This is a genomic window from Isosphaeraceae bacterium EP7 (assembly GCA_038400315.1).
Lineage (GTDB): Bacteria > Planctomycetota > Planctomycetia > Isosphaerales > Isosphaeraceae > EP7.
On record CP151667.1, the window covers coordinates 6,551,399 to 6,572,926 of the forward strand.

Sequence of the window (21,528 nt, forward strand, 5' to 3'; positions counted from 1 at the left end):
TGATCGGCGACCCGAGTCAACACCCAGTAAAGCCGCCCCGGGCCGGCAGGGGGCAACTTTTCTGGGATTCGCCGCCCGAGCCGCGTTTCCGGCTCTCGATCATCGGGCGGGGGCCGGGATGAGGTGCGGCGAGCCGGCGGAATACGCGTCGCGGTACAATCGGAATTCCGACAGAGCGGATCTCACGACGCCCGAAGGCTGGGCCCGCGAGGCCGCCGGCAGGGGGGGAATCCCGATGAGCGAACCGATCGGCGAACAGCCCGCGAAGGCCCTGCGCGAGGTCGGCGAGATGGAGCGGAGGGTCGTCGAGTTCGTCACGAGACGCCTCCACATCAGCCACGACATCAATCGGCAGTTCGACAGCTCACGGACCTTCGGAGAGCGCCTCGCCGACCGCATCACGTCCTTCGGCGGCTCCTGGACCTTCATCCTGATCTTCCTGGCCGTGCTGCTGGCCTGGGTCGTCCTGAACACGGTCATCCTGGTCCGGGTCCGGATGGCATTCGACCCCTACCCCTACATCTTCCTCAACCTCGTCCTCTCCATGGTGGCCGCACTGCAAGCCCCGCTCATCATGATGTCGCAGAACCGCTCCGCGGCGAAGGACCGGGTCGCCGCCGAGCATGACTACGAGGTGAACCTGAAGGCGGAGTTGGAAATCCTGGCCCTTCACCAGAAAATCGACTCACTCATGCGGGAGCAATGGATCGAGCTGGTGGCGATGCAGCAGGAGCAGATCCAGCTCCTGACCCGGTTGATCGAGGAGCGGCGACTTCCCCCATCGCCCGCGAGCCCGGGCTCGGAACCCTCGGCACGCCAGGAATTCGACGAATTCGAAGATTCCGACGGAATTGATGATCGCTTCATCCCTTTTTCGGGATAACATGAACGAAGGTCCCGCACCGCGATGCCGAGAGAGGGCGGGACCGGCCGCCGACGTCGGCGAGCACACCCCCGAATCCGCACCCCAGGAAGCGACGAAGCATCATGGGCACACTCGAAGTCAGCCAGAGGCGCATCGACGCCAACCGCCGCAATGCCACGCTCAGCACCGGGCCGAGGACGGCCGAGGGGAAGGAGCAGTCCCGCCGCAACAGCCTGGTCCACGGGCTTGCGGGCGCGGGGGTGGTGATGCCGTCGGCGGAGTCGGAGCAGATCCAGGGGCGGATGGATCGGTGGGAGGCCTCCTTGAACCTGGCCGACGCGTTCGAGCGGATCCTGGTCGAGACCGTCGCCGTGGAGAGCGTGAGGATCGACCGCTGCCGGATCGAGGAGCGACTCGTCCGGGAGTTGCGGGGACGGCGGGCCACGCATTGCTGGGGCGATGAGCGGCGGGTCGAAGTCGAGTGCGTCGCGCGCGGGCTGGCCGAGCGGCCCGCCGAGGTGGCCGCCAGGCTGAGCACCTCGGCGCCGGGCTGCGAATGGTTGATTGAACGCTGGCAGTCGCTCGGGCGCGCACTCGACAAAAATGGCGGCTGGACCGAAGACCAGGCGAGCCGGGCGCTCGACCTGCTGGGAATCGCCCCCGAGATGCGCGACCAGGCCACCCCGTTCAACGCCCCCGATGGCGTCAACTCGATCGAATTCCGCCAGGCCCTCGTCGACGAGGAGCTCGAACGCCTGATCGGCCGCAAGGAAGCGGCCCTCGACGACATCGAGGACGACCTCCGCGAGGCGACCGTGCTCGGCCTCGCCGTCGTCGACGACCGCGCCCTCACCCTCATCCGTCGCTACGAGGCCGCCAGCGCCCGCCGGATGCGCTGGGCGATCGACCTGCTGCGAGAAGCCCGCCCGGCGCCCGATCACGCCAAAGAAATCGCAAACCCCGACCCATCAGCACCTTGCAACCCGGCCCCGGCCCGCGCCCCCGGCCGAGACCTGAGCGCCGAACGAACCCACCTCGCCGACCGGCCCGTCGGGATCCACCGGCTCGCCGATGCCCTGCCGCCCGCGTCGCACGACGTCCGGTCCACGGGCACGATCGGCCGGGTCGACATCGAGATGACCGCCGTCACCACGGGAAAGGGACACAAGTCCGAACGCAACAAGAATCGCCTCAAGGCGTTGCGCCAGAGTCGCCGTCGCCGCAAGGCCGCCCCGGTGGCCGTCGCGGCCTGCTGACCGACTCCCACCCAACGATCGACGCCCGCCCCGCCTCAGGTCGGCCCGCCCGCATCCAGGACGGCCACCGCCCCCGCACGTCCCGGGGACGGGCCCACGTCGCCCGATCGACCCGACAGAAGCCCCGGCTCAGGCCCCCGGCAGGCAGATGTCGGAACTTGAGTGCATGAGTGAGATTCGCGGGATGCGCTTTGACCGGTGCGGGTTATGGCGGTACAATAGGAAAACGTCGAGATCCATCGGGCCGCGTCGGCCCACCCAATCGCGACGCCCGCGACATCAATCGCCGCGGACACATGCATGAAATCGGAGGCTTGTTTGATCCAACGTGCGGAGGAACCCCAGGCGGGGTTCCGAGAATTGGGCGTGAGCAGGAACATGCTCCAGGCCCTGAAGGCGATCAATTATCTGGTCCCTTCACCCATCCAGGCCGCCCTGATCCCCGAGGCCCTCGACGGCCAGGACGTGATCGGGCAGGCCAAGACCGGCACCGGCAAGACGGCCGCGTTCGGCATCCCCCTCATTGAGATGATGGAAGGGCGCGGCAAGGGGCCGCAGGCCATCATCATGGCCCCCACCCGCGAGCTCGTCCAGCAGATCGTCGTGGAGCTGACCAAGCTGGCCGCCGGCCAGGACGTCATCATCTGCGGCGTCTACGGCGGCGAGCCCATCGAACGCCAGCTCAAGGCCCTCGCCAAGGGTGTTGACATCGTCGTCGGCACCCCCGGCCGCGTCCTCGACCACATCGAACGCCGGACCCTCTACCTGGGCGACATCTTCCACGTCGTCCTCGACGAGGCCGACCGCATGCTCGACATCGGCTTCCGGCCCGACATCGAGCGCATCCTACGCAAGGTGCCCGATCCCCATCAGACCCTCCTGCTCTCGGCGACCATCAGCCCCGAGATCCGGGTCCTCGCGCGTAAATATATGCACGAGCCGCTCGAGCTGAACCTCTCGAGGGACGAGCCGTCCGTCGAGACGATCCAGCAGTACTACGTCACCATCGAGAACGACCGGAAGATGGAGCTGCTGCTCCACCTCCTGGAACGCGACCAGCCCCGCCAGTGCATCGTCTTCACCCGGACGAAGCGCGGCGCCGACCGGCTCGCCGAGCGCCTCCGCAACAAGGTCCGAGGCATCGCCACCATCCACGGCGACCTGGCCCAGTCGGTGCGCAACCGCGTCATGCAGGGCTTCCGCACCGGCGACATCCCGGTCCTGGTCGCCACCGACGTCGTCGGCCGCGGCATCGACGTCAACGACATCAGCCACGTCATCAACTACGACGTGCCCGACGACCCCGAGAACTACGTCCACCGCATCGGCCGCACCGGCCGCATGGGCAAGGACGGGATCGCCTACATGTTCGTCTGCCCCGACCAGGGCGAGCCGCTCACCGCGATCGAGAACCTCATCAACAAGCCCATCCCGGTCCTCGAGCTCGAGAACTTCACGGCCTACCGCCGCGAAGGCCGCGCCCAGCAGGGGCCGTACAAGGAACTCTTCAGCACCACCTCCTGGTGAACACCACGGCACGCCGGCACCGGCCGGCACCGAGGACGATCGACGATCCGACGGCGGAGCCCGCTGCCCTGAAAGACGCGAAATCGAGGGCGGCGGCCAATCAGTCCGGAAGCCGGCAAGATCCGGGGCGAACGACGAACAAGAATCGGCCCGGACGGCGCAGGCACGAGCGAGAAGATCGGTTGATGGTCGGTTGACGGACGACGGTCCGGCCTCGCCGCACGCGAAGGCGACGAGGCGAGGCGCGGACGGTCGAAGCGAGAGGGCCGCACGAAGGCCCGATCGCGTGCATTACGGAGGCCGCCCCACCGAGGGCGGCCAGCGATACCCATTAGATGAACTTGTCAGCGAATCTTTAATTTCAGAACATAAGCAACTGCAAGAATGATCAATCCTGCCGGCGGGGTGCCCGAGCCGCCCCGCGAGGCCAGCCGCCCGAACAGCCCGGCGGCCGGCCCGGCCAGGTCCTCGCCCCCGGCCGACCCCGAGAATCGGGCCCGGTCGCACGCCCCGACCAGGGCCGCGGCGTCCCCACCCAGCAGGTCGCGGGCCTCGTCCGGCGTGACCACCCCGCGGGGCCGGCCCGACGCCGAGGCGAGATAGCCGGCCAACGCATCCATGATCGCCGCGGCGATGATCCGACGATCCGCCCCAACCATCGCCCCGATCTCGGCCGCAGCCCGTGCCGCGACCGCCCGGGCATCCTCGGCACGCCGGCGACGCCGCCGGGCCAGGGCCCACCCCAGCAGGGCCAGCACCCCGGCGGACGCCACGGCCGCGGACAAAAGGATAATCACATAACGATCATCAGGCCCGTCGTCCTCGATGCCGGCCGCCGCCGGCCCCGGGTCGAACCTGGGCACGTCGACCACCCGGACCGGGACCCCCGCGCTCGCCCGGGTGACATAGCGGCCGGACGCCGGGTCGAACGCCGCCACCAGCACGGGCGGGACCACCAGGTCGCCCGCCACCGTGGGCCTCAGCCGGTAGCGGATCACCCGCCTCGGCGGGTCGGCCTGCGCGTCGTCGGGCAGGTCCTCGACCCGGACCGACGCGGGCAGCCGCGGCGCAGGCCTGCCCGTCGAGCCCCGGGCCCCGGGCCCTTCCAGGACCAGGCGGAACTCGAAGGCCTGCCCCGCCCGCACGGCCCCGGGCTCGGCCTCGGCCCGGACGGAGACCGCCCCGACGCCCCCCAGGAAGCTGGCCGTCCGCCCCGACGCCGGCAGCGGCAGCACCTTCAGCCGCAGCGCCCCGGTCTTGCCCCGCCGCTCGCCCAGCCGCAGCGCGAACGGCGGGACCTCCAGCGGGCCGGCACGCGCGGGCACCAGCCGATACCGGAACACATGCGAGTATCGCTCATCCGTGGCGTCGCCGATCGAGCTGGAACCCGCCAGCGTCGAGCGGCCCGCCAGGTAGGCGAGCGTCCCCTGCGTGGGCCGGGGCGCCACCACCGATGGCGGCTCGACGCCCCCGGCCGATCCCACCCGGACTTCGATCGCCTGCCCGACATAGTACGGGGGTGCCTCCACGACGCGCACCGATCCTTCGATCGATCCGCCGGCCGCGGCGAGCAGCGCCAGGAGCACCGCCGATGAGGTCACCAATCCTTGATCGCCCGGTCGACGTCCTCCGGCGGCCCGTCGGGCAGCCGCATCCTCCGGGCCTCGCGGGCATCCCCGACCGCCCGCTCCAGCCGGCTCCCCGGCGATTCGCCCCGAGGCGGCGTCCCGCCTCCCGAGCCCCCCGCGCCGCCGGCCTTGCCCGGGTCGCGGCCCTCGTCGGGCTCGTCCCCCTTGCCCTCTCCCTGCCCGCCCGCCGGGCCGCCGCCCCCTGGGGGCTCGCCGTCCTCGCCCGCCGGGGGACTGGGGGGTTCGCCCGCGTCGGGCTTCGGCCCGTCTCCCCCGTCGCCGGATCGGGACTGGTCGGGCGCCTCGGCCGGCTTCTTGGCGAGCTGGTCCTCGGCGAACTTGCGGTTGATCGCCGCATCCAGGCGCACCGAGTCCAGGCCCGGCCCGCGTGCCCCCGACGCCAGGCAGGCGTCGTAGTGCCCCACCGCAGACGCCGGGTCTCCCAGCGCCAGGGCCACGTTCCCCATCGCGTAATCGGCCTTCATCCGCAGGGCCGCCGATCCACGCTCGCGGGCCTCGCGGTAGCGTGCCATCGACTCCTCGAACCGGCCCAGCCGGTAGAGCGTCGCCGCCGCGTCGTACCTCGGGACCGCCGCCGAGGCGTCGCCCTCGCAGGCCGCATCGAAGGCCTTCAGGGCCGCGTCGAATCGGCCCGCGCGGTACTCGGACACCCCTCGCCTGACCGCCGCGGCGGGGGACTCGCCCGCCGCGACCAGGGCGAGTGCCAGCCAGATCCCCGGTCCCAGCCGGCCGAGTCCGAAGGATCGCCCGCGCGGCCTGGCCCCCAGGCAGCCGACCGTCAGGGCCGCCAGCACGAACAGCCCGAACCGCTCCGAACGCTCGGGCGGATGCATCAGGTCGAGCTTGCGCTTGGCCGCCGGGGCGAGCCTGGACGCGAAGATCGGGCCCAGGTCGGCCGACGCCAGGCCCAGCCGCAGGACCGCACCGCCCGTCGCCTCGGCCACCTGCGCCAGCGCCTCGTCCGACCTCTTCGACAGCACCGGCTTGCCATCGAAAGTCACGAACTCGCCGGGCTTGCCGGCGGGCACCGGGTGCCCCGCCCCGTCGTCGCCGATGGCCACCGCGTGCACCACCGCGCCCACCCCGGAGAGCCGGGCCGCAGCCACCGGCCATCGTCCCTCGTGGTCCTCCCCATCCGAGAAGATCACCACCGACCGCCCCCCCGACCGGTCCTCATCGTCGAAGGCCAGGGCCGCCACCTCGAGGGCTTCCCCGAGATTCGTCCCGCCGGGCCGGACCTCCCCCGGCTTCAGTCGTGCCAACGCATCGAGGACCGCCCCGAAGTTCTCCGTGAGCGGGCACCTCAGGACCCCTCGGCCGGAGAACGCCACGACCGCCGCGCGGTCGCCCGGGCCCAGCGACCGGACGAGGTCGGAGGCCGATTCCGCGGCCACGCCCAATCGGCTGGGGATGGCGTCCTCGGCCGCCATGCTCCGGCTCACATCGACGACCAGGACCACGTCCCGCCCCACCTCGGGGGGTGCCCCCGGCCCGCGTCCCCACCTCGGCTGGGCCAGGGCCAGGACGAGCAGGGCGATGGCCGCCAGCCAGGCCCAGGCCCCGTCGCCGGGCGGCCTTCCGGGCCGTTCCAGCGCGGCCCAGTCCCGCCGACGCAGGCCCCGACCTCGCCGGACCCAGAGGCCCAGGATCGGGACGATTGCCAGCAACCAGAGCCGTTCGGGATGGGCCATATCCAAGTCGCACCGCCCGTCAGGGAATCCGCCGCCAGCGGCCGGCGGAGAGCATGCGATCGGCCGCCAGCAACGCCAGGCCCGCCGCCGCCCACATGCCGAACCTCTCATCATACCGCACCCGGATCGTCGCCTGGACGGGGCTTTGCTCCAGGGCGTCGAGCGTCTGGAACACCTGGCCCAGGGCCTGGGCGTCGGGGGCCACGAACGCGCGGCCGCCGGCCCTGGCCGCCATCCGCTCCAGCAACGCATAATCGGGCGCCGATGTCCGTCGCATCACGCCGGGCCTGTTCTCGGGGTCGGCCGCGTAGGCGGCCCCCTCGCGCCCTCCCACGGCGATCGTGTGCAGCGTCACCCCCAGGTCGCGCGCCAGGCCCGCCGCGTCCAGTGGGTCGAGCGGCTTCTCGACGGCCGGCTCGTCGCGGCCGTCGGTCAGCAGGATCAGGACCTTCTTGCGCGGTGACGCCTTCATCAACGCATCCAGGCCCCAGGCCACCGCGTGCCCCAGGTTGGTCCCGTCGTCCCCCGGGCGGGCGGGCCGCACCGACCGGGCCACGTCGACCAGGAACGCGTGGCCCAGGGTCGGCGGGCAGGCCAGCTCGGGGTAGTTGGCGAAGGTCACCAGGCCGATCAGGTCGTCGGGCCTGCCCTCCACGAACCGGACGAAGGCCGACCGCGCCGCCTCCAGCCTCGTCACCGGCGGGGCCCCCGGGTCCGGGACCTCGCCCCCCTCGGCGTCGGGGGCATTCATGCTGGAACTCTGATCCAGCACCACCACGATCGCCACCCCCTTGCCCGCGATCCGCGTCTCGCCGCCGACCACCTGGGGCCGGGCCATCGCCAGGGCCAGGCACGCCACGGCCGCCAGCCTGAGCATCAAGGGCAGGCCGCGGGTCCGGCTCACCCAGTTCGCCTTTACCCCGTCGAACAGCCGGATCGACGACCAGACCAGGCGCGGGCGGGCCCGGTCCCACCACCAGAGCAGCGGGATGGCCAGCAGCACCAGCAACCAGAAAGGCTCGGCCAGCCGCACAGGCCGTCCCCCGACTTCGGTCGTCCCACGACGTGACGCGGCACCGTCGGCCGCCCAGCCCGATGATACCAGCCCGGGGCCCGCGCGTCCCGCCCGGGGCCGGTACGCCTGCGGCTTGCGTCGCGCCCGCGGCCGGGTGATCATACGCGGACGCATCCGAGGCATCGGTTCACATCGGGGCACACGACCATGAAGCCTATCTCACGCAGGACCGTCCTCGGCGCGACGGCGGCCCTCTCGCTGGGCGGAATCCAGGCGAAGGCCTCGCCCGCGCGGCGGGTCACGGTCGGCCTGATCGGGGCCGGCGGCATGGGCACCGGCCACCTGAAGCTCCTCGCCGGCCGGTCCGACGTCGAGGTCGCCTACGTCTGCGATGTCGACCGCGATCGGGCGGCCGAGGGCGCCTCGATCATCGAGAAGGGATCGGGCAAGGCCCCCCAGGCCGTCGGCGATCTCCGCCGCATCCTGGACGACCGCCGCGTCGATGCCGTCTGGATCGCGACCCCCGACCACTGGCACGTCCCCGCCGCGCTCCTCGCCCTGGTCGCCGGCAAGCACGTGTACGTCGAGAAGCCCTGCTCGCACAACATCCGCGAGGGGAAGCTGCTGGCCGAGGCGGCCGCACGGTCCGGCAAGGTGCTCCAGGTCGGCACCCAGAGCCGCAGCACCGCGGTCGTCCGGGACGCCATCGACCGGGTCAAGGGAGGGGCCATCGGCGACGTGCTGGTGGCCAAGGCCTGGAACAGCCAGCTCCGCAGCTCGATCGGCAAGGCGTCGCCGACTCAGCCGCCGCCGGGCCTCGACTTCGACACCTGGCTCGGACCCGCGCCCGAGGTCCCCTACCGCGAGAACCTGCTGCCGGGCCGATGGCGGTGGTGGCACGACTTCGGCTGCGGCGACATGGGCAATGACGGCGTCCACGACCTGGACGTCGCCCGCTGGGGCCTGGGCGTCGAGTCGCACCCGAGCCGGGTCTTCTGCCTGGGAGGCAAGTCGTTCTTCGACGACGACCAGCAGTTCCCCGACACCCAGTACGCCGCCTTCGAATACCCCGAAGCGGCGGGCCCCGGCCGCGCCAAGCAGCTCATCTTCGAGCAGCGGATCTGGTCGCCCTACGTCCAGGAGGGCTACGAGAACGGCGCCGCGTTCTACGGGACCAAGGGGCTGCTCGTCATCGGCCACTCGGTCGGCTGGACCCTCTACGGCCCGAAAAACCGGAAGATCGAGGAGCGCACCGGCCCGGCCGACCTGGCGGCCCACCACCAGGACTTCCTCGACTGCGTCCGCGACCCATCGAAACGTCCCAGTGCCGGCGCGATCGAAGGCCACCGATCGGCGGCCCTCGTCCACCTGGCCAACATCGGGGCGCGAACCGGCCGGGTCATCCACTTCGACCCGAAGTCGGAGGCGATCCTCGGCGACAACGAGGCCGCCGCCCTGGTCACCCGCCGCTACCGCGAGGGGCACTGGGCGACGCCCAAGGTTGGCTGAACTGACGCGGGGAAACCCCAGGGCCATCGCACACTAACATGCTAATGCGTCAATGAATTCCACGAGAAATCTCTCGTTCCATCCGCAGCAGCGGCGCTTCATGATCAGGCTGCATCGGCGGTCGGGGTGCTGCTCGAGGATCGAGAGGGTGGGGCGGTAGAGCCCGTTGATCTTGTTCCCCAGGGCCCGCTCGCGGATCCGCGAGCCGTCCTCGCGGAAGGTCACGTCGAGGCTCCAATGGCACGAATTCTCCACCGCCCAGTGCCCTCGCACCGCGCCGGCGAAGTGCTTCACGTCCACCGGCAGGCTGCTGAGATCGTAACGGGCCTCGATGCTCACCGCCGCGCCCACCTTCCGCACCGACGTCACCAGGCCGACCGACTTCAGCCCCTTCCAGCCGACCTTACCAGGAGGCCGACGAGGAGGTCCTCCTTCTGCCCGGCCCAGAGGGCGATGGCCGTGGGCCCGCCGGCGCCGGCGAGGGCCGCCAGGACCGCGATGACCAGGACGGCGGGCAAGGGATGCCGCCGGCTGATGTGGGAGCGGGGATCTTCGATCGTGGAGAAGGAGGCTACGATCTCATCCAGCTTGCGGCGCGTCGTCGCCATCGTCGGTCTCCGGCCGCAGGCGCTCGATCACATGATGGTGGACGGTATACCAGGCCAGGGCGGGGGGCGCAACGCTTGCCAAATCGTCATAAAAGTGCGCCGGCCCTGGGGCGACTGAGCGAAAAACAGCCCGACGACCTTTTTGTAAATCTATTTATATATAATATCTTCAAATTTCGATTTGACTTAAATTTAACAAATAATTCGACTTTTTGTCTTGTAATATTTTCTGCCTCTTGATTGAATCCTGTTTCGCAGCGCCCTCTATCACGATTCCTGTTCAAGAACCTGCAAATCGGCACTTTGCTGGGGATGAACGATGGATGTCAGGATTGCCCCGGATGCGCCCGCCGGCATGGCGATGGACCCGGACCGCCGCAAGACGGAAGCCCCAATTCCGATGCGGGCCGCTCATACGCCGAACTTCCCCGCCTTGTTGCGACGGATCGGCGCGTCATTGCTGGTCACCACTTATCAGGCTGGCAAGCTCGTTATGGTCCGCGACGAGGGGGACCACCTCAACACGCACTTCCGCGCCTTCCAGGCGCCGATGGGGATGGCCCTGGCTGGCGACCGCCTGGCCGTCGGTGCCAAGCTCCAGGTCTGGGAGTTCGTCGACGTCCCGGCTGTCGCCGCCAAGCTCGATCCGCCCAGCCGACACGACGCCTGTTTCCTGCCCCGTTCCAGCCACGTCACGGGCAACATCCAGATTCATGAGATGGCCTGGGGCGTCGGCGGCGAGCTCTGGGTCGTCAACACTCGGTTCTCCTGCCTCTGCACGCTCGACGGCTCGGCCAGCTTCACGCCACGGTGGCGTCCGCCGTATGTAAGTGCCCTGGAGCCCACCGACCGCTGCCACCTGAACGGCCTGGGGATGGTCGACGGCCGTCCGCGCTACGTCACGGCGCTGGGCGAGACCGACGAGCCGGCCGGCTGGCGGGCGAACAAGGCTCGGGGCGGCATCCTGATCGACGTCGTCTCGGGCGACGTGATCACCCGCGGGTTGTCGATGCCCCACTCGCCGCGGTGGTACGCCGGCCGGCTCTGGGTCTGCAATTCGGGCGCGGGGACGATCGGATCCATCAACATCAACAGCGGGAAGTACGAGCCGATCGCCGAGGCGCCGGGCTTCACGCGCGGGCTCGACTTCGCCGGCAATCTCGCCTTCGTCGGGCTCTCGCAGGTGCGCGAAAGCGCCGTGTTCAGCGGCATCCCGATCACCGAGCGGCTCACCGAGGAAGAGCGGACCTGCGGCGTCTGCGTGATCGACCTGACGACCGGGCAGGCGGTCGCGCTTCTGCGGTTCGAGACCGCCGTGCAAGAGGTTTTCGCCGTGACGGTGCTGCCGGGCCGGCGGTATCCCGACCTGATCAACGATGACGAAACACTGCTGGAGAACTCGTTCGTGGTGCCCTCCGCGGCGCTGGCCGACGTGCCGGCGTCGCTGCGGACGCCGGCCGATCCGATCCCGGGCGCGGCGGGGGCGGCCGGGAACGGGAGGGTGCCGCGCAACCCCTTGTGAATAGGTGAGCTGCGTGAGAGGAGAGGAGCTGTTCATCACCAGGAAGGCGAGAGAACCATGCTTCACGACCGAGCGAGCGATCAGCGAAGAAGCGGGAGGGGAGCCGTCGAGGCCCGGAACCGGCGGCGGTTGCGGCCGATCTTGTCGGAGCTGGAGGGCCGCCGGCTGCTGTCCACCTTCACCGTCACCAATTTCATGGTTGACGACGTCAACGTGGCCGGCACCCTGCGCTGGGCGGTCGGCCAGGCGAATTCGCACGCGGGCGACGACACGATCAACTTCGACAAACAGGTGTTCAAGACTCCCCGGATGATCACCCTGACGGGCACCCAGCTGGAACTGACCGACACGACCGGGACGGAGACCATCACGGGCCCGAAGGCGGGCGTGACGGTCAGCGGCGGCGGGCTGAGCCGGGTGTTCCAGGTCGACGGCGATGTGACGGCCGCCTTCAGCGGCCTGGCCATCACGGGCGGCGCGACCACTGACAGCGGCGGCGGCCTGTTCAACGATGGCGGCACGGTCACGCTGACCAAATGCACCGTCAGCGGCAACTCCGCCGGCACCGGCGGGGGTCTGGCCACCCGATTCGGCGGCACGGCCACGCTGACCGACTGCACCGTCAGCGGCAACTCCGCGAGCGACAATGGCGGCGGCCTGGCCACCCGATTCGGCGAAGTCACGCTGGCCAACTGCACCGTCAACGGCAACACCGCCGGCCGCAGCGGCGGCGGCCTGTACATCTACAGCGAGGTCGTGAACACGCTGACCGACTGCACCGTCAGCGGCAACACCGCCGGCGGCAGCGGCGGCGGAGTATTCAGCTACTACGGCGTGACCACGCTGACCGACTGCACCGTCAGCGGCAACTACGCCAGCAACGGCGGCGGCCTGGTCGGCTTCCTCGGCGTGATCACGCTGACCGGCTGCACCGTCAGCGGCAACTACGCGAGTAACGATGGCGGCGGCCTGTTCTGCTTCGGCAGGACCACACTCCTGACCGACTGCACCGTCAGCGGCAACTCCGCCGGACACGACGGCGGCGGCCTGGTCGGCTTCCGCGGCGCGATCACACTGACCGGCTGCACCGTCAGCGGCAACTCCGCAGTCCGAAACGGGGGCGGAGTATACAGGCAATATGGCACGACCACACTGACCGACTGCACCGTCAGCGGCAATTCCGCCAGCTTCGGTGGTGGGATTGCAACTGACGGTGCCACCCTGAACATCGCTTCCAGCGAGATCAACAACAACCGAGCGACGTCCAACGGGGGAGGCATCAGAATCACGTTTGGCCGTGCGACGATCACTGATTCCGTCGTCAACAACAACCAGGTCAACTCTCTGGAAACCGCCCTGGGCGGCGGGATCGACTGTGCGTACCACAGCATTCTGTCTCTGACCAACTGCACGGTCAAAGCCAACCAGGCAAACGGCGTGACGGCCCTGGGCGGCGGGATCGACTGTGAGGACAGCATTCTGTCTCTGGCCAATTGCACGGTCAAAGCCAACCAGGCGAACGGCGTGACGGCCCTGGGCGGAGGGTTTTATGCCCTCAACAGCACGGTGGACATCACGAATTCCAAGATCAGGGAGAACGAGGCGAACGGGGCCGTGTTGGGCGAGGGAGGGGGCATCTACAGCTCTGGCAGCACCTTGACGCTCGGGTCGAGCAAGGTGAAGGGCAATAAAGCCTCGACCAGCGGCGACGATATCTCTTTCCATCCCTGAGAGTTCCGACGTGCCGGCGTCGCTGCGGACGCCGGCCGAACCGGTCCCGGGCGCGGCGGGGGCGGCCGGGAACGGGAGGGTGCCGCGCAACCCCTTGTGAATAGGTGAGCTGCGTGAGAGGAGAGGAGCTGTTCATCACCAGGAAGGCGAGAGAACCATGCTTCACGACCGAGCGAGCGATCAGCGAAGAAGCGGGAGGGGAGCCGTCGAGCCCAGGGCCATCGCACACTAACATGCTAATGCGTCAATGAATTCCACGAGAAATCTCTCGTTCCATCCGCAGCAGCGGCGCTTCATGATCAGGCTGCATCGGCGGTCGGGGTGCTGCTCGAGGATCGAGAGGGTGGGGCGGTAGAGCCCGTTGATCTTGTTCCCCAGGGCCCGCTCGCGGATCCGCGAGCCGTCCTCGCGGAAGGTCACGTCGAGGCTCCAATGGCACGAATTCTCCACCGCCCAGTGCCCTCGCACCGCGCCGGCGAAGTGCTTCACGTCCACCGGCAGGCTGCTGAGATCGTAACGGGCCTCGATGCTCACCGCCGCGCCCACCTTCCGCACCGACGTCACCAGGCCGACCGACTTCAGCCCCTTCCAGCCGACCTTACCAGGAGGCCGACGAGGAGGTCCTCCTTCTGCCCGGCCCAGAGGGCGATGGCCGTGGGCCCGCCGGCGCCGGCGAGGGCCGCCAGGACCGCGATGACCAGGACGGCGGGCAAGGGATGCCGCCGGCTGATGTGGGAGCGGGGATCTTCGATCGTGGAGAAGGAGGCTACGATCTCATCCAGCTTGCGGCGCGTCGTCGCCATCGTCGGTCTCCGGCCGCAGGCGCTCGATCACATGATGGTGGACGGTATACCAGGCCAGGGCCGGGGGCGCAACGCTTACCAAATCGTCATAAAAGTGCGCCGGCCCTGGGGAACCCCCCGGTCTGATCAGGGTCGGGGGAAACGGGTCAGGGGGTGCGTACCGCGGTCGGCCAGGGGCATCGCGACCATGCCGCCCCGGCCGTGCGAGGCGTAGCAGGCCATGACCATCTCGACGGCGGTCCGGCCCGCCCTGGCGTCGGTGCGGGGCTGGCTGTCCGTCTCCACGGCCCGGATCAGGTCGGCCACGATGGCCCCGTTCCCGGCCGCCAGGTCGGCCGATTCGAGCGTCCCCACGCCGTCGACCGGGATCGGGGCCCAGGCCGACGAACCGGCGGCTTCCCAGCTCGGATCGGCGAGGATGAATGCCGGGGGCAGCCAGCCGAACCCCATCCGGATGCGCCCCTTGGAGCCGTAGATCGTCAGCCCGAACCGCGCCCCGGGCTCCTTCGGGCGGGATGTCGCGAAGTGTGCCACGGCGGCCGTATCCCGAAAGCCAAACATGGCATCGATGCGGTCGCCCGCCAGCGGGCCGATCCCTTCGGCCCCCTGCCTGACCTGATCCGGCCCGACCGCGCGGCCCCCCTCGGTGACGCGGGCGAAGCACCAGACGGGCTCGCCGAGCAGGTCGTGCATCAGGTCGAAGATGTGGACGCCCAGGACCATCAGGTCCTCGCCGCCCCCCCGACGGTCCTCCTTGCCACGGCCGCGGACCTCCAGCACCTCGCCGATCGCCCCCTCGGCGATCAGCTCCTTGATCCTGGCATAGCGCGGGCTGTAGCGAGTCTGGAAGGCCATCGCCAGCTTGACGTGCGATCGATCGCAGGCGTCGACGATCGCGTCGCACGAGGCCAGGTCGGGCGCCAGCGGCTTCTCGCAGAAGATGCCCAGCACGCCGCGGCTGGCGCATTCGAGGACCATCTCCGCGTGGCCGTCGAGCCAGCGGGGCCCGATCACCACGAACTGCGGCTTCTCGCGATCGAGCATCTCCCGGTAGTCGGCATACGCGTGCTCGACACGCAGGCGTTTCGCTGCCGTGGCGAGCCCCTTGGCGTCGTCGTCGGCGACGGCCACGAGCTGGAACTTCGGCTGATCCCGCGCGGCCAGGTCGAGGCCGTGCCCGTAGTCGCCGCGGCCGGTCCGGCCGATGACCACCGTCCGGTAGGGGGGAGCGAACATGGCCCTCGTCCTCCTCGCACGATCGATGCAGGCCCCGCGAGACGGCGACCTGACGCCGCTCGGTGCGGTCGCATCATCCGCCGGCCGGCGGGTCGAATCAACCGAGGAGTCCGCCGCCCTTTATCGGACCGTCACCGCCCGCCGCGCCGCCAGGGCCCGCCTCAGGGCGTCGTCCGCGTCGGGGTCGATGACCGTGATGTGGCCCATCTTGCGGCCGGGTGCGGCGGTGCGCTTGCCGTAGAGGTGCAGCTTCACGCCGGGGTCGGCGGCCAGGGCGGCCTCCCATCGGGGTTCGCCGTCGGACCAGAGGTCGCCCAGCAGGTTCACCATCGCGGCGGGCCGGGCCATGTCGGTGCAGGCCAGCGGGAGGCCGCAGAGGGCCCGGACCTGCTGCTCGAACTGGCTGCCGCCGCTGGCCTCGATCGTCAGGTGGCCCGAGTTGTGCGGCCTGGGCGCAAGCTCATTGACGAGCAGCGATCCGTCGGCCGCCAGGAAGAACTCGACGGTCAGCACGCCCACGGTGCCCAGGGCCTGCGCGGCGGCTAGGGCCAGGTCGCGGGCCTGCTGGGTCACGATCGGGCCGACCGGGGCCGGCATCAAGGTCGAGTCCAGAATGTGCCGGGCGTGCCGGTTCAGGGCGGGCGGATAGGCGACCGACTTGCCGTCGGCCCCGCGAGCCACGATCACCGAGATCTCGGCCTCGAAGTTCACCAAGCCCTCGGCGACGCACTCGACCCGGCCGAGCGAGGCCCAGGCCGACGGCAGGTCGTCGCCAAGCTCGACCCGGACCTGGCCCTTGCCGTCGTAGCCCGAGGCCGCCGTCTTCAGGATCAAGGGGCGCCCCAGATGTGCATCCGCCGAGGCAAGATCGGCCTCGGTGCGCACGGGGTGCCAGGGGGCGATCGGGATCGCATGCCGGGCGAGGAACGACTTCTCGCGCAGCCTGTTCTGGCTGACCCGGACGGTCTTCCAGCCGGGCCGCACGACGCGGGTGCGGGCCAGCCAGCGGAGGGCCGGGGCCGAGACGTTCTCGAACTCGACGGTGATGGCCTCGGCCCGGCTGCTGAACTCGCGCAGGCCAGCCAGGTTGTCGGGCGGGGCGATGACCGACCACTCGGCCACCTGCGCGGCGGGCCCGTCGACCGTGGCGCTCAGCACGCCGGCCCGGTAGCCCATCCGCTGCGCCGCCTGCACGAACATCCGCCCGAGCTGCCCGCCGCCGATGACCCCCAGGGAGGCTGGCGGCCGCAGGACCCGAGGTTTCGCATGATCGTCGGTCGATTTGCTCATACGGGCGACTCGTCCACGGCGGCGGTCTGGGCCGCACGGAACGCCTTCAGGGCCTCGCGGATCGCGGGCGACTCGATGGCCAGGATCGCCGCGGCCAGCAACCCGGCGTTGGCCGCCCCTGCGGGCCCGATCGCCAGGGTTCCCACGGGAATTCCCCGGGGCATCTGGACGATCGACAGCAGCGAATCCATCCCCTTTAGCATCTTGCTCTCGACCGGCACGCCCAGCACGGGCAGCGCCGTGATGGCCGCCAGCATCCCCGGCAGGTGCGCCGCGCCGCCGGCCCCGGCGATGATCACCTTCAGGCCGCGCCCCTCGGCCTCGGTCGCGTACTTGAACAGCCGATCGGGCGTGCGGTGGGCCGAGACGACCCGCGACTCATGCGCGATGCCCAGCCCGGCCAGGATCTCCGACGCGTGCCGCATCGTCTCCCAGTCCGACTTGCTCCCCATCACCAGGCCGACGACGGGTTCGCTCACGACGCCACCCCCGAGGTCACGACGCCGAGCGTCTCGACCTCGTCTCCGACCCGGATCGGTCCGTCGTCGAGGATCTGGGCACGCAGGCCGCCCCGATGCAGCAGGGCCTTCATCACGCCGGGTCGGGTCATCCCTTGCAGGTGCTTGCACGGCTCGCAGAGGCGGAGGCCCCGCATCCGCACGCCGCCCACGCGGAAGTCGCGGCCCACCAGATGGTTGAGCGCCACCCCACGGGTCACGAGGTTGCGGCGGCTCTCGCCGGGCTCGAAGGGAATCTCCTCGTCGCGAGGGAGGGCCTCGATCGCCTCGGCCTCGATCAGGGTCGCCTCTCGATCGGGCCCCTGCTTCGCCGTGGGCTCGCCCGCGCGACAGTAACGGTCGCCTTCCAGCCCGCGACCGGCGAGGGCCCGGACGGTCTCGACGGCGATCATCGGCCGGCCCTTGGTGTCGGAGATGTAGATGGCCTCGACGGAACCTTGCATGCGCCTCGCTCGTCTAAACAAACCGGCAACCGCCCTGCCCCGTCGCATGCCCCGGCCGACGTGGCCTTGCATCCAACGCATATCCGCCGGCTTACGTCACCTTGGTGACCTGGATCGCATCGTAACCCGCTGCTCCTCCGTTCGCCAGATCGACCGCGCGAGGCGGCGCCGCAATCCGCCGCCCTCCGGTTCGCGCCCGTGCCTTCGATTGGGTATCGTGAACCCTCGTCGCAACCCCGAACGACGCGACCTCGCCCAGTCCAGAATTCGACCGGACCGACGCCCATGCCGCTGGAAGACCACCTGCTGACCGAGGCCCGCAACCCGCTCTCCGAGTCGCTCGACCGGATGGCGGCGGCCGAGATCGTGGCCCTGATGAACGCCGAGGATGCGCGGGCCGTCAAGGCCGTCGCCGCCGAGTCGGCCGCCATCGCGCGGGCCGTCGAGCTGGCCGCGGACCGCTTCCGCGCCGGCGGGCGGCTGATCTATCTGGGGGCGGGGACTTCGGGCCGGCTCGGGGTGCTCGACGCCTCGGAATGCCCGCCGACCTTCAACACGCCCCGGGAGATGGTCGTCGGCCTCATCGCGGGGGGGCCGACCGCCCTGACCCGGGCCGTCGAAGGGGCCGAGGACAGCCCCGAACAGGGGGCCGCGGACCTCGACGCCCTGGGCGTGGGGCCGAACGACCTGGTCGTCGGCATCGCGTCGTCGGGCCGGACTCCCTACGTGCTGGGTGGGGTCGCGCGGGCCAGGGAGTTGGGGGCGACGACCGTGGGCATCGCCTGCAACCGCCCGAGCCTGCTGGGCGAGGCCGTCGACCTCGAAATCGCCCTGCTCGTCGGCCCCGAGATCGTCGCCGGGTCCACCAGGCTGAAGGCGGGCACGGCGACCAAGCTGGTGCTCAATGCCCTCAGCACCGGGGCCATGGTGCTGATCGGCAAGACCTACGGCAACCGGATGGTCGACCTCCAGCCGACTAACCACAAGCTCCGTCTCCGCAGCCGACGGATGGTCCGCGAGTTGACCGGCCTGTCGGACTCGGAGGCCGCAACCTTGCTGGAACTGAGCGAATTCCGCGTCAAGCGCGCCCTGGTCGCCGCGCTCGGGGACGTGCAGCCAGACCGGGCCCAGGAGCTTCTCGACCAGCACGACGGCCGGGTGGCGGATGCCGTCCAGGCGGCGGGCGGCGGCGTGATCGACCGCTCGCGGGCGGACTGGCCATGACGGGGTTGGTCATCGGAGTCGACGGCGGCGGGACCTCGACCGTCGCCTGGCTGGCCAGGCGCGACGGCACCGTACTGGGGCGGGCGCAGGCCGGGCCCTCGAACATCAAGGCCGTGGGCCACGACGCCGCCGGGCAGGCGCTCCGCGACGCGATGACGGGTGCGTTCCGGGCCGCTGGCCTGGAAATCGAGCCGGTCGAGGCCGCCTGCCTGGGCCTGGCCGGGGCCGACCGCGCCGAGGACAAGGCCTGGCTCAGACACTGGGCCGGCGACGGCCCCTGGTCGCGGAACCTGGTCCTGGTCAACGACGGCGACCTCGTCGTCGCGGCCGGCACGCCCGAAGGCTGGGGCGTGGGGGTCATCGCCGGAACCGGCTCGATCGCCGTGGGCCGCGCCGCCGACGGCCGGACCTCGCGGGCCGGCGGCTGGGGCTTCGTCATGGGCGACGAGGGGAGCGGCTACAAGGTCGCCTGTGCCGCCCTGACCCGCATCGCCAGGCGCCTGGACGGCCGCGACCCGTCGACCGGACCCGACCCGCTGGCCGAACGGATCTGCCGGGCTCTGGGCATCGAGTCGCCCGAGGGCCTGGTCACGGCCGTCTATCGCGACGGTGGGAATCGCGCCCGCATCGCCGGGCTGGCCGCCGAGGTGGTGGCGGCCTCCTTCGAGGACGAATCCCTGATCCTGGACATCCTCTATCCCGCCGGCGTCGACCTGGCCGAGACCGTCGCCGCCGCGGCACGCGCGCTCGGCTGGCACGAGGGCCCGCTGCCGCTGGCGATGGCCGGCGGCTTCCTGCTGGCGGCCGAGGTCGTGCGCGAGTCGATGTTCGCCCGGCTCGACGCCCTGGGCTACGACGTCCGGGCCACGCCCGTCCCCGACCCCGTCCGGGGCGCCTTGGTCCTGGCGAGCAAGGCCCTGGAGGCCCGACCATGAGCACCCCACGCGTCGCCACCGGCCTGGACGTGCTGGTCGCCGAAGGCTTCGACTCCCTGCGCGGGCGGACGGTCGGCGTCATCGCCAACCCGACCTCCGTCGACGCCCGGCTCCGCCACCTGGCCGACCTGCTGAACGCCGCGCCCGAGCTTTCTTTGGCCGCCCTCTTCGGCCCCGAGCACGGCGTGAGGGCCGATGCGCAGGACATGATCGGCGTGGACTCGGCCGTCGATTCCCGCACCGGCGTGCCGGTCCATAGCCTTTACGGGACCGACCTGGCAAGCCTCAGTCCCGCTCCACGCCAGCTTGACGGCCTGGATACGCTGGTTTTCGACGTCCAGGATGTCGGCAGCCGCTACTACACGTTCGCCGCGACGATGCTTTACGCGATGGAGGCCGCCGCGGGCCGGGGCATCGAATTCGTCGTGCTCGACCGTCCCAACCCGATCGGCGGAGTGCTCGTCGAGGGTCCGACGATCCAGGCTGGCTTCCACAGCTTCGTCGGCCCGCACCCGATGCCGAACCGTCACGGGATGACCGTCGGCGAGCTTGCCGGGATGTTCAAGGCCGAGCGATCCATCGACGTCAACCTACGCGTGGTCCCCTGCCGTGGCTGGGCACGCGAGATGTCCTGGGACGAGACGGGGCTCCCCTGGGTGATGCCCTCGCCCAACATGCCGACGCCCGAGACGGCCCTGATCTATCCCGGCGGCTGCCTGATCGAGGGGACGAACCTGTCCGAAGGCCGCGGCACGACCCGGCCATTCGAACTCTGGGGTGCGCCCTGGATCGATCCGTATGTGCCGCTGGACGGGCCACCGCCCGAGGGGGTGCTCCTCCGCCCGTGTGCCTTCCGGCCGATGTTCCACAAGCACGCCGCTCAGGGCTGCCGCGGGCTCCAGCCCCACGTCACCGACCCATCGACGTTCCGCCCCTTGATGCTTTATACCCGGCTGCTGGCCTGGGCGCGGGCGCAGGACCCGGGACGCTTCGCCTGGCGAACCGAGGTCTACGAGTTCGTGACCGACCCCGTCGCCATCGACCTGCTCTACGGATCGTCACGCGAGCGTAAGTTTATCGAATCGGGCTCATCCGAATGGTCCGACCTGCAAGCCCTCTGGGCGGCCGACGAGGCCGAGTTCCTGGGCAGACGGGCCGAATTCCTGCTCTATCCGGCCGACACCACCCGCACCCAGGTGCTTATGAGCGACCGAGAACCATTGCTGCGCATCGAGGGGGCCGTCGACCGGCCGCTGGCCCTGACCTGGAACGACCTGCGGGGCATGCCCGCGGCGGATCAGGTGGAGGACCTCGCCAGGTTCAACCCCAAGCGGCCCGGCGACGGCGTGACGCTGGAGTCGCTGCTCGGACTCTGCGGCGTCCGCCCCGAGGCCAACTACCTGACCTTGCACGCCGACGAGGACGACTTCCACGTCTCGGTCCCGCTGGACGCGGTCCGGGGCCAGGGGATCGTCGTCTATCGCCGGGGTGAGGACCCGCTCTCGGAGGATCGAGGGGGGCCGATCCGGTTCCTGATCCCGGACCCGGCCGCCTGCCACACAGCCGAGCTGGACGACTGCGCCAACGTGAAGTACCTGTCGAGGATCGAGCTTTCCGTCGACAAAGGCCGCGACAACCGGCCCGCGGGCGACGCCGAGCACGAGGCCCTGCACGCCAGGGAGCCGAAGGCGTGAGCCCGCACCTTC

At 70.4% G+C, this 21,528-nt stretch carries 20 protein-coding genes; 9 read left to right on the forward strand and 11 right to left on the reverse strand.

Annotated elements, in window-relative coordinates:
- Nucleotides 1–235 precede the first annotated feature (235 nt).
- The 3 genes from EP7_RS25840 to EP7_RS25850 all read left to right on the forward strand — a co-directional run bounded on the left by EP7_RS25840 (nucleotide 236) and on the right by EP7_RS25850 (nucleotide 3,648).
- Nucleotides 236–883 carry a DUF1003 domain-containing protein gene (locus tag EP7_RS25840; protein ID WP_463525128.1) on the forward strand — a complete coding sequence of 216 codons (648 nt, stop codon included), beginning with the start codon at nucleotides 236–238 and terminating at the stop codon, nucleotides 881–883.
- 104 nt (nucleotides 884–987) lie between these two features.
- Nucleotides 988–2,121, forward strand: a complete 1,134-nt coding sequence (locus EP7_RS25845) for a hypothetical protein (protein ID WP_463525129.1) — start codon at nucleotides 988–990, stop codon at nucleotides 2,119–2,121.
- Between the two features lie 366 nt (nucleotides 2,122–2,487).
- Nucleotides 2,488–3,648: a DEAD/DEAH box helicase gene (locus EP7_RS25850; protein WP_463525130.1), complete on the forward strand. Its 1,161-nt coding sequence runs from the start codon at nucleotides 2,488–2,490 to the stop codon at nucleotides 3,646–3,648.
- 344 nt (nucleotides 3,649–3,992) lie between these two features.
- Here EP7_RS25850 and EP7_RS25855 read toward each other — a convergent pair whose 3' ends face one another.
- The 3 genes from EP7_RS25855 to EP7_RS25865 are packed head-to-tail and all read right to left on the reverse strand — an operon-like array spanning nucleotide 3,993 to nucleotide 8,177.
- Nucleotides 3,993–5,249, reverse strand: coding sequence for a hypothetical protein (locus tag EP7_RS25855; protein WP_463525131.1), 1,257 nt, complete (start codon nucleotides 5,247–5,249; stop codon nucleotides 3,993–3,995).
- A complete protein-coding gene (locus EP7_RS25860) occupies nucleotides 5,246–6,988 on the reverse strand; it encodes a vWA domain-containing protein (protein WP_463525132.1) in 1,743 nt (580 codons plus the stop codon). The genes EP7_RS25855 and EP7_RS25860 overlap by 4 nt, the downstream gene beginning before the upstream one ends.
- Nucleotides 6,989–7,007: 19 nt before the next feature.
- Nucleotides 7,008–8,177 carry a VWA domain-containing protein gene (locus EP7_RS25865; protein ID WP_463525133.1) on the reverse strand — a complete coding sequence of 390 codons (1,170 nt, stop codon included), beginning with the start codon at nucleotides 8,175–8,177 and terminating at the stop codon, nucleotides 7,008–7,010.
- 33 nt (nucleotides 8,178–8,210) lie between these two features.
- Between EP7_RS25865 and EP7_RS25870 the strand changes: the two genes are divergently transcribed.
- Entirely contained in the window at nucleotides 8,211–9,512 is a 1,302-nt protein-coding gene (locus tag EP7_RS25870) for a Gfo/Idh/MocA family protein (protein WP_463525134.1), read from the forward strand.
- Nucleotides 9,513–9,545: 33 nt separating this feature from the next.
- On the opposite strand, the gene EP7_RS25875 is transcribed toward EP7_RS25870, so the two are convergent.
- Together EP7_RS25875 and EP7_RS25880 are read right to left on the reverse strand one after the other, a co-directional pair.
- Nucleotides 9,546–9,881, reverse strand: coding sequence for an ISAs1 family transposase (locus EP7_RS25875; RefSeq protein ID WP_463525135.1), 336 nt, complete (start codon nucleotides 9,879–9,881; stop codon nucleotides 9,546–9,548).
- Nucleotides 9,882–9,895: 14 nt separating this feature from the next.
- Entirely contained in the window at nucleotides 9,896–10,120 is a 225-nt protein-coding gene (locus tag EP7_RS25880; RefSeq protein ID WP_463525136.1) for a transposase family protein, read from the reverse strand.
- A 319-nt stretch (nucleotides 10,121–10,439) separates the two neighbouring features.
- Between EP7_RS25880 and EP7_RS25885 the strand changes: the two genes are divergently transcribed.
- Nucleotides 10,440–11,642, forward strand: a complete 1,203-nt coding sequence (locus EP7_RS25885; protein ID WP_463525137.1) for a TIGR03032 family protein — start codon at nucleotides 10,440–10,442, stop codon at nucleotides 11,640–11,642.
- Nucleotides 11,643–11,771: 129 nt separating this feature from the next.
- A complete protein-coding gene (locus EP7_RS25890; RefSeq protein ID WP_463525138.1) occupies nucleotides 11,772–13,373 on the forward strand; it encodes a right-handed parallel beta-helix repeat-containing protein in 1,602 nt (533 codons plus the stop codon).
- A gap of 228 nt (nucleotides 13,374–13,601) precedes the next feature.
- Here the strand turns inward: EP7_RS25890 and EP7_RS25895 are convergent, their stop codons facing one another.
- The 6 genes from EP7_RS25895 to EP7_RS25920 form a co-directional block, all read right to left on the reverse strand.
- A complete protein-coding gene (locus tag EP7_RS25895) occupies nucleotides 13,602–13,937 on the reverse strand; it encodes an ISAs1 family transposase (RefSeq protein WP_463525135.1) in 336 nt (111 codons plus the stop codon).
- Nucleotides 13,938–13,951: 14 nt separating this feature from the next.
- On the reverse strand, nucleotides 13,952–14,176 hold the full coding sequence (locus EP7_RS25900) for a transposase family protein (protein ID WP_463525136.1): 225 nt from the start codon (nucleotides 14,174–14,176) through the stop codon (nucleotides 13,952–13,954).
- 126 nt (nucleotides 14,177–14,302) lie between these two features.
- Nucleotides 14,303–15,412, reverse strand: coding sequence for a Gfo/Idh/MocA family protein (locus tag EP7_RS25905; RefSeq protein ID WP_463525139.1), 1,110 nt, complete (start codon nucleotides 15,410–15,412; stop codon nucleotides 14,303–14,305).
- A 120-nt stretch (nucleotides 15,413–15,532) separates the two neighbouring features.
- Nucleotides 15,533–16,702, reverse strand: coding sequence for a 5-(carboxyamino)imidazole ribonucleotide synthase (locus EP7_RS25910; RefSeq protein WP_463525140.1), 1,170 nt, complete (start codon nucleotides 16,700–16,702; stop codon nucleotides 15,533–15,535).
- Nucleotides 16,699–17,154 carry a 5-(carboxyamino)imidazole ribonucleotide mutase gene (gene purE, locus EP7_RS25915; RefSeq protein WP_463528467.1) on the reverse strand — a complete coding sequence of 152 codons (456 nt, stop codon included), beginning with the start codon at nucleotides 17,152–17,154 and terminating at the stop codon, nucleotides 16,699–16,701. Before purE ends, EP7_RS25910 begins: the two co-directional genes overlap by 4 nt.
- Before the next feature lie 23 nt (nucleotides 17,155–17,177).
- Nucleotides 17,178–17,663, reverse strand: a complete 486-nt coding sequence (locus EP7_RS25920; protein ID WP_463525141.1) for an MOSC domain-containing protein — start codon at nucleotides 17,661–17,663, stop codon at nucleotides 17,178–17,180.
- A 285-nt stretch (nucleotides 17,664–17,948) separates the two neighbouring features.
- Between EP7_RS25920 and murQ the strand changes: the two genes are divergently transcribed.
- From murQ to EP7_RS25935, 3 genes are read left to right on the forward strand one after another with little or no spacing between them, the layout of a single operon-like run.
- The gene (gene murQ / locus EP7_RS25925; protein ID WP_463525142.1) at nucleotides 17,949–18,887 is read left to right on the forward strand and encodes an N-acetylmuramic acid 6-phosphate etherase; all 939 of its coding nucleotides are present in this window, start codon (nucleotides 17,949–17,951) and stop codon (nucleotides 18,885–18,887) included.
- Nucleotides 18,884–19,822 carry an N-acetylglucosamine kinase gene (locus tag EP7_RS25930; RefSeq protein WP_463525143.1) on the forward strand — a complete coding sequence of 313 codons (939 nt, stop codon included), beginning with the start codon at nucleotides 18,884–18,886 and terminating at the stop codon, nucleotides 19,820–19,822. The genes murQ and EP7_RS25930 overlap by 4 nt, the downstream gene beginning before the upstream one ends.
- On the forward strand, nucleotides 19,819–21,516 hold the full coding sequence (locus EP7_RS25935; protein ID WP_463525144.1) for an exo-beta-N-acetylmuramidase NamZ domain-containing protein: 1,698 nt from the start codon (nucleotides 19,819–19,821) through the stop codon (nucleotides 21,514–21,516). The genes EP7_RS25930 and EP7_RS25935 overlap by 4 nt, the downstream gene beginning before the upstream one ends.
- The last annotated feature ends 12 nt before the right edge of the window (nucleotides 21,517–21,528 follow it).

Excerpts from the sequence above, each read along its gene's own strand:
- EP7_RS25840 (WP_463525128.1), top strand. The coding sequence starts at position 236 with ATGAGCGAACCGATCGGCGAACAGCCCGCGAAGGCCCTGCGCGAGGTC.
- EP7_RS25845 (WP_463525129.1), top strand. The coding sequence starts at position 988 with ATGGGCACACTCGAAGTCAGCCAGAGGCGCATCGACGCCAACCGCCGC.
- EP7_RS25860 (WP_463525132.1), bottom strand. The coding sequence starts at position 6,988 with ATGGCCCATCCCGAACGGCTCTGGTTGCTGGCAATCGTCCCGATCCTG.
- EP7_RS25865 (WP_463525133.1), bottom strand. The coding sequence starts at position 8,177 with ATGCGTCCGCGTATGATCACCCGGCCGCGGGCGCGACGCAAGCCGCAG.
- EP7_RS25870 (WP_463525134.1), top strand. The coding sequence starts at position 8,211 with ATGAAGCCTATCTCACGCAGGACCGTCCTCGGCGCGACGGCGGCCCTC.
- EP7_RS25880 (WP_463525136.1), bottom strand. The coding sequence starts at position 10,120 with ATGGCGACGACGCGCCGCAAGCTGGATGAGATCGTAGCCTCCTTCTCC.
- EP7_RS25885 (WP_463525137.1), top strand. The coding sequence starts at position 10,440 with ATGGATGTCAGGATTGCCCCGGATGCGCCCGCCGGCATGGCGATGGAC.
- EP7_RS25900 (WP_463525136.1), bottom strand. The coding sequence starts at position 14,176 with ATGGCGACGACGCGCCGCAAGCTGGATGAGATCGTAGCCTCCTTCTCC.
- EP7_RS25905 (WP_463525139.1), bottom strand. The coding sequence starts at position 15,412 with ATGTTCGCTCCCCCCTACCGGACGGTGGTCATCGGCCGGACCGGCCGC.
- EP7_RS25910 (WP_463525140.1), bottom strand. The coding sequence starts at position 16,702 with ATGAGCAAATCGACCGACGATCATGCGAAACCTCGGGTCCTGCGGCCG.
- purE (WP_463528467.1), bottom strand. The coding sequence starts at position 17,154 with ATGGGGAGCAAGTCGGACTGGGAGACGATGCGGCACGCGTCGGAGATC.
- EP7_RS25920 (WP_463525141.1), bottom strand. The coding sequence starts at position 17,663 with ATGCAAGGTTCCGTCGAGGCCATCTACATCTCCGACACCAAGGGCCGG.
- murQ (WP_463525142.1), top strand. The coding sequence starts at position 17,949 with ATGCCGCTGGAAGACCACCTGCTGACCGAGGCCCGCAACCCGCTCTCC.
- EP7_RS25930 (WP_463525143.1), top strand. The coding sequence starts at position 18,884 with ATGACGGGGTTGGTCATCGGAGTCGACGGCGGCGGGACCTCGACCGTC.
- EP7_RS25935 (WP_463525144.1), top strand. The coding sequence starts at position 19,819 with ATGAGCACCCCACGCGTCGCCACCGGCCTGGACGTGCTGGTCGCCGAA.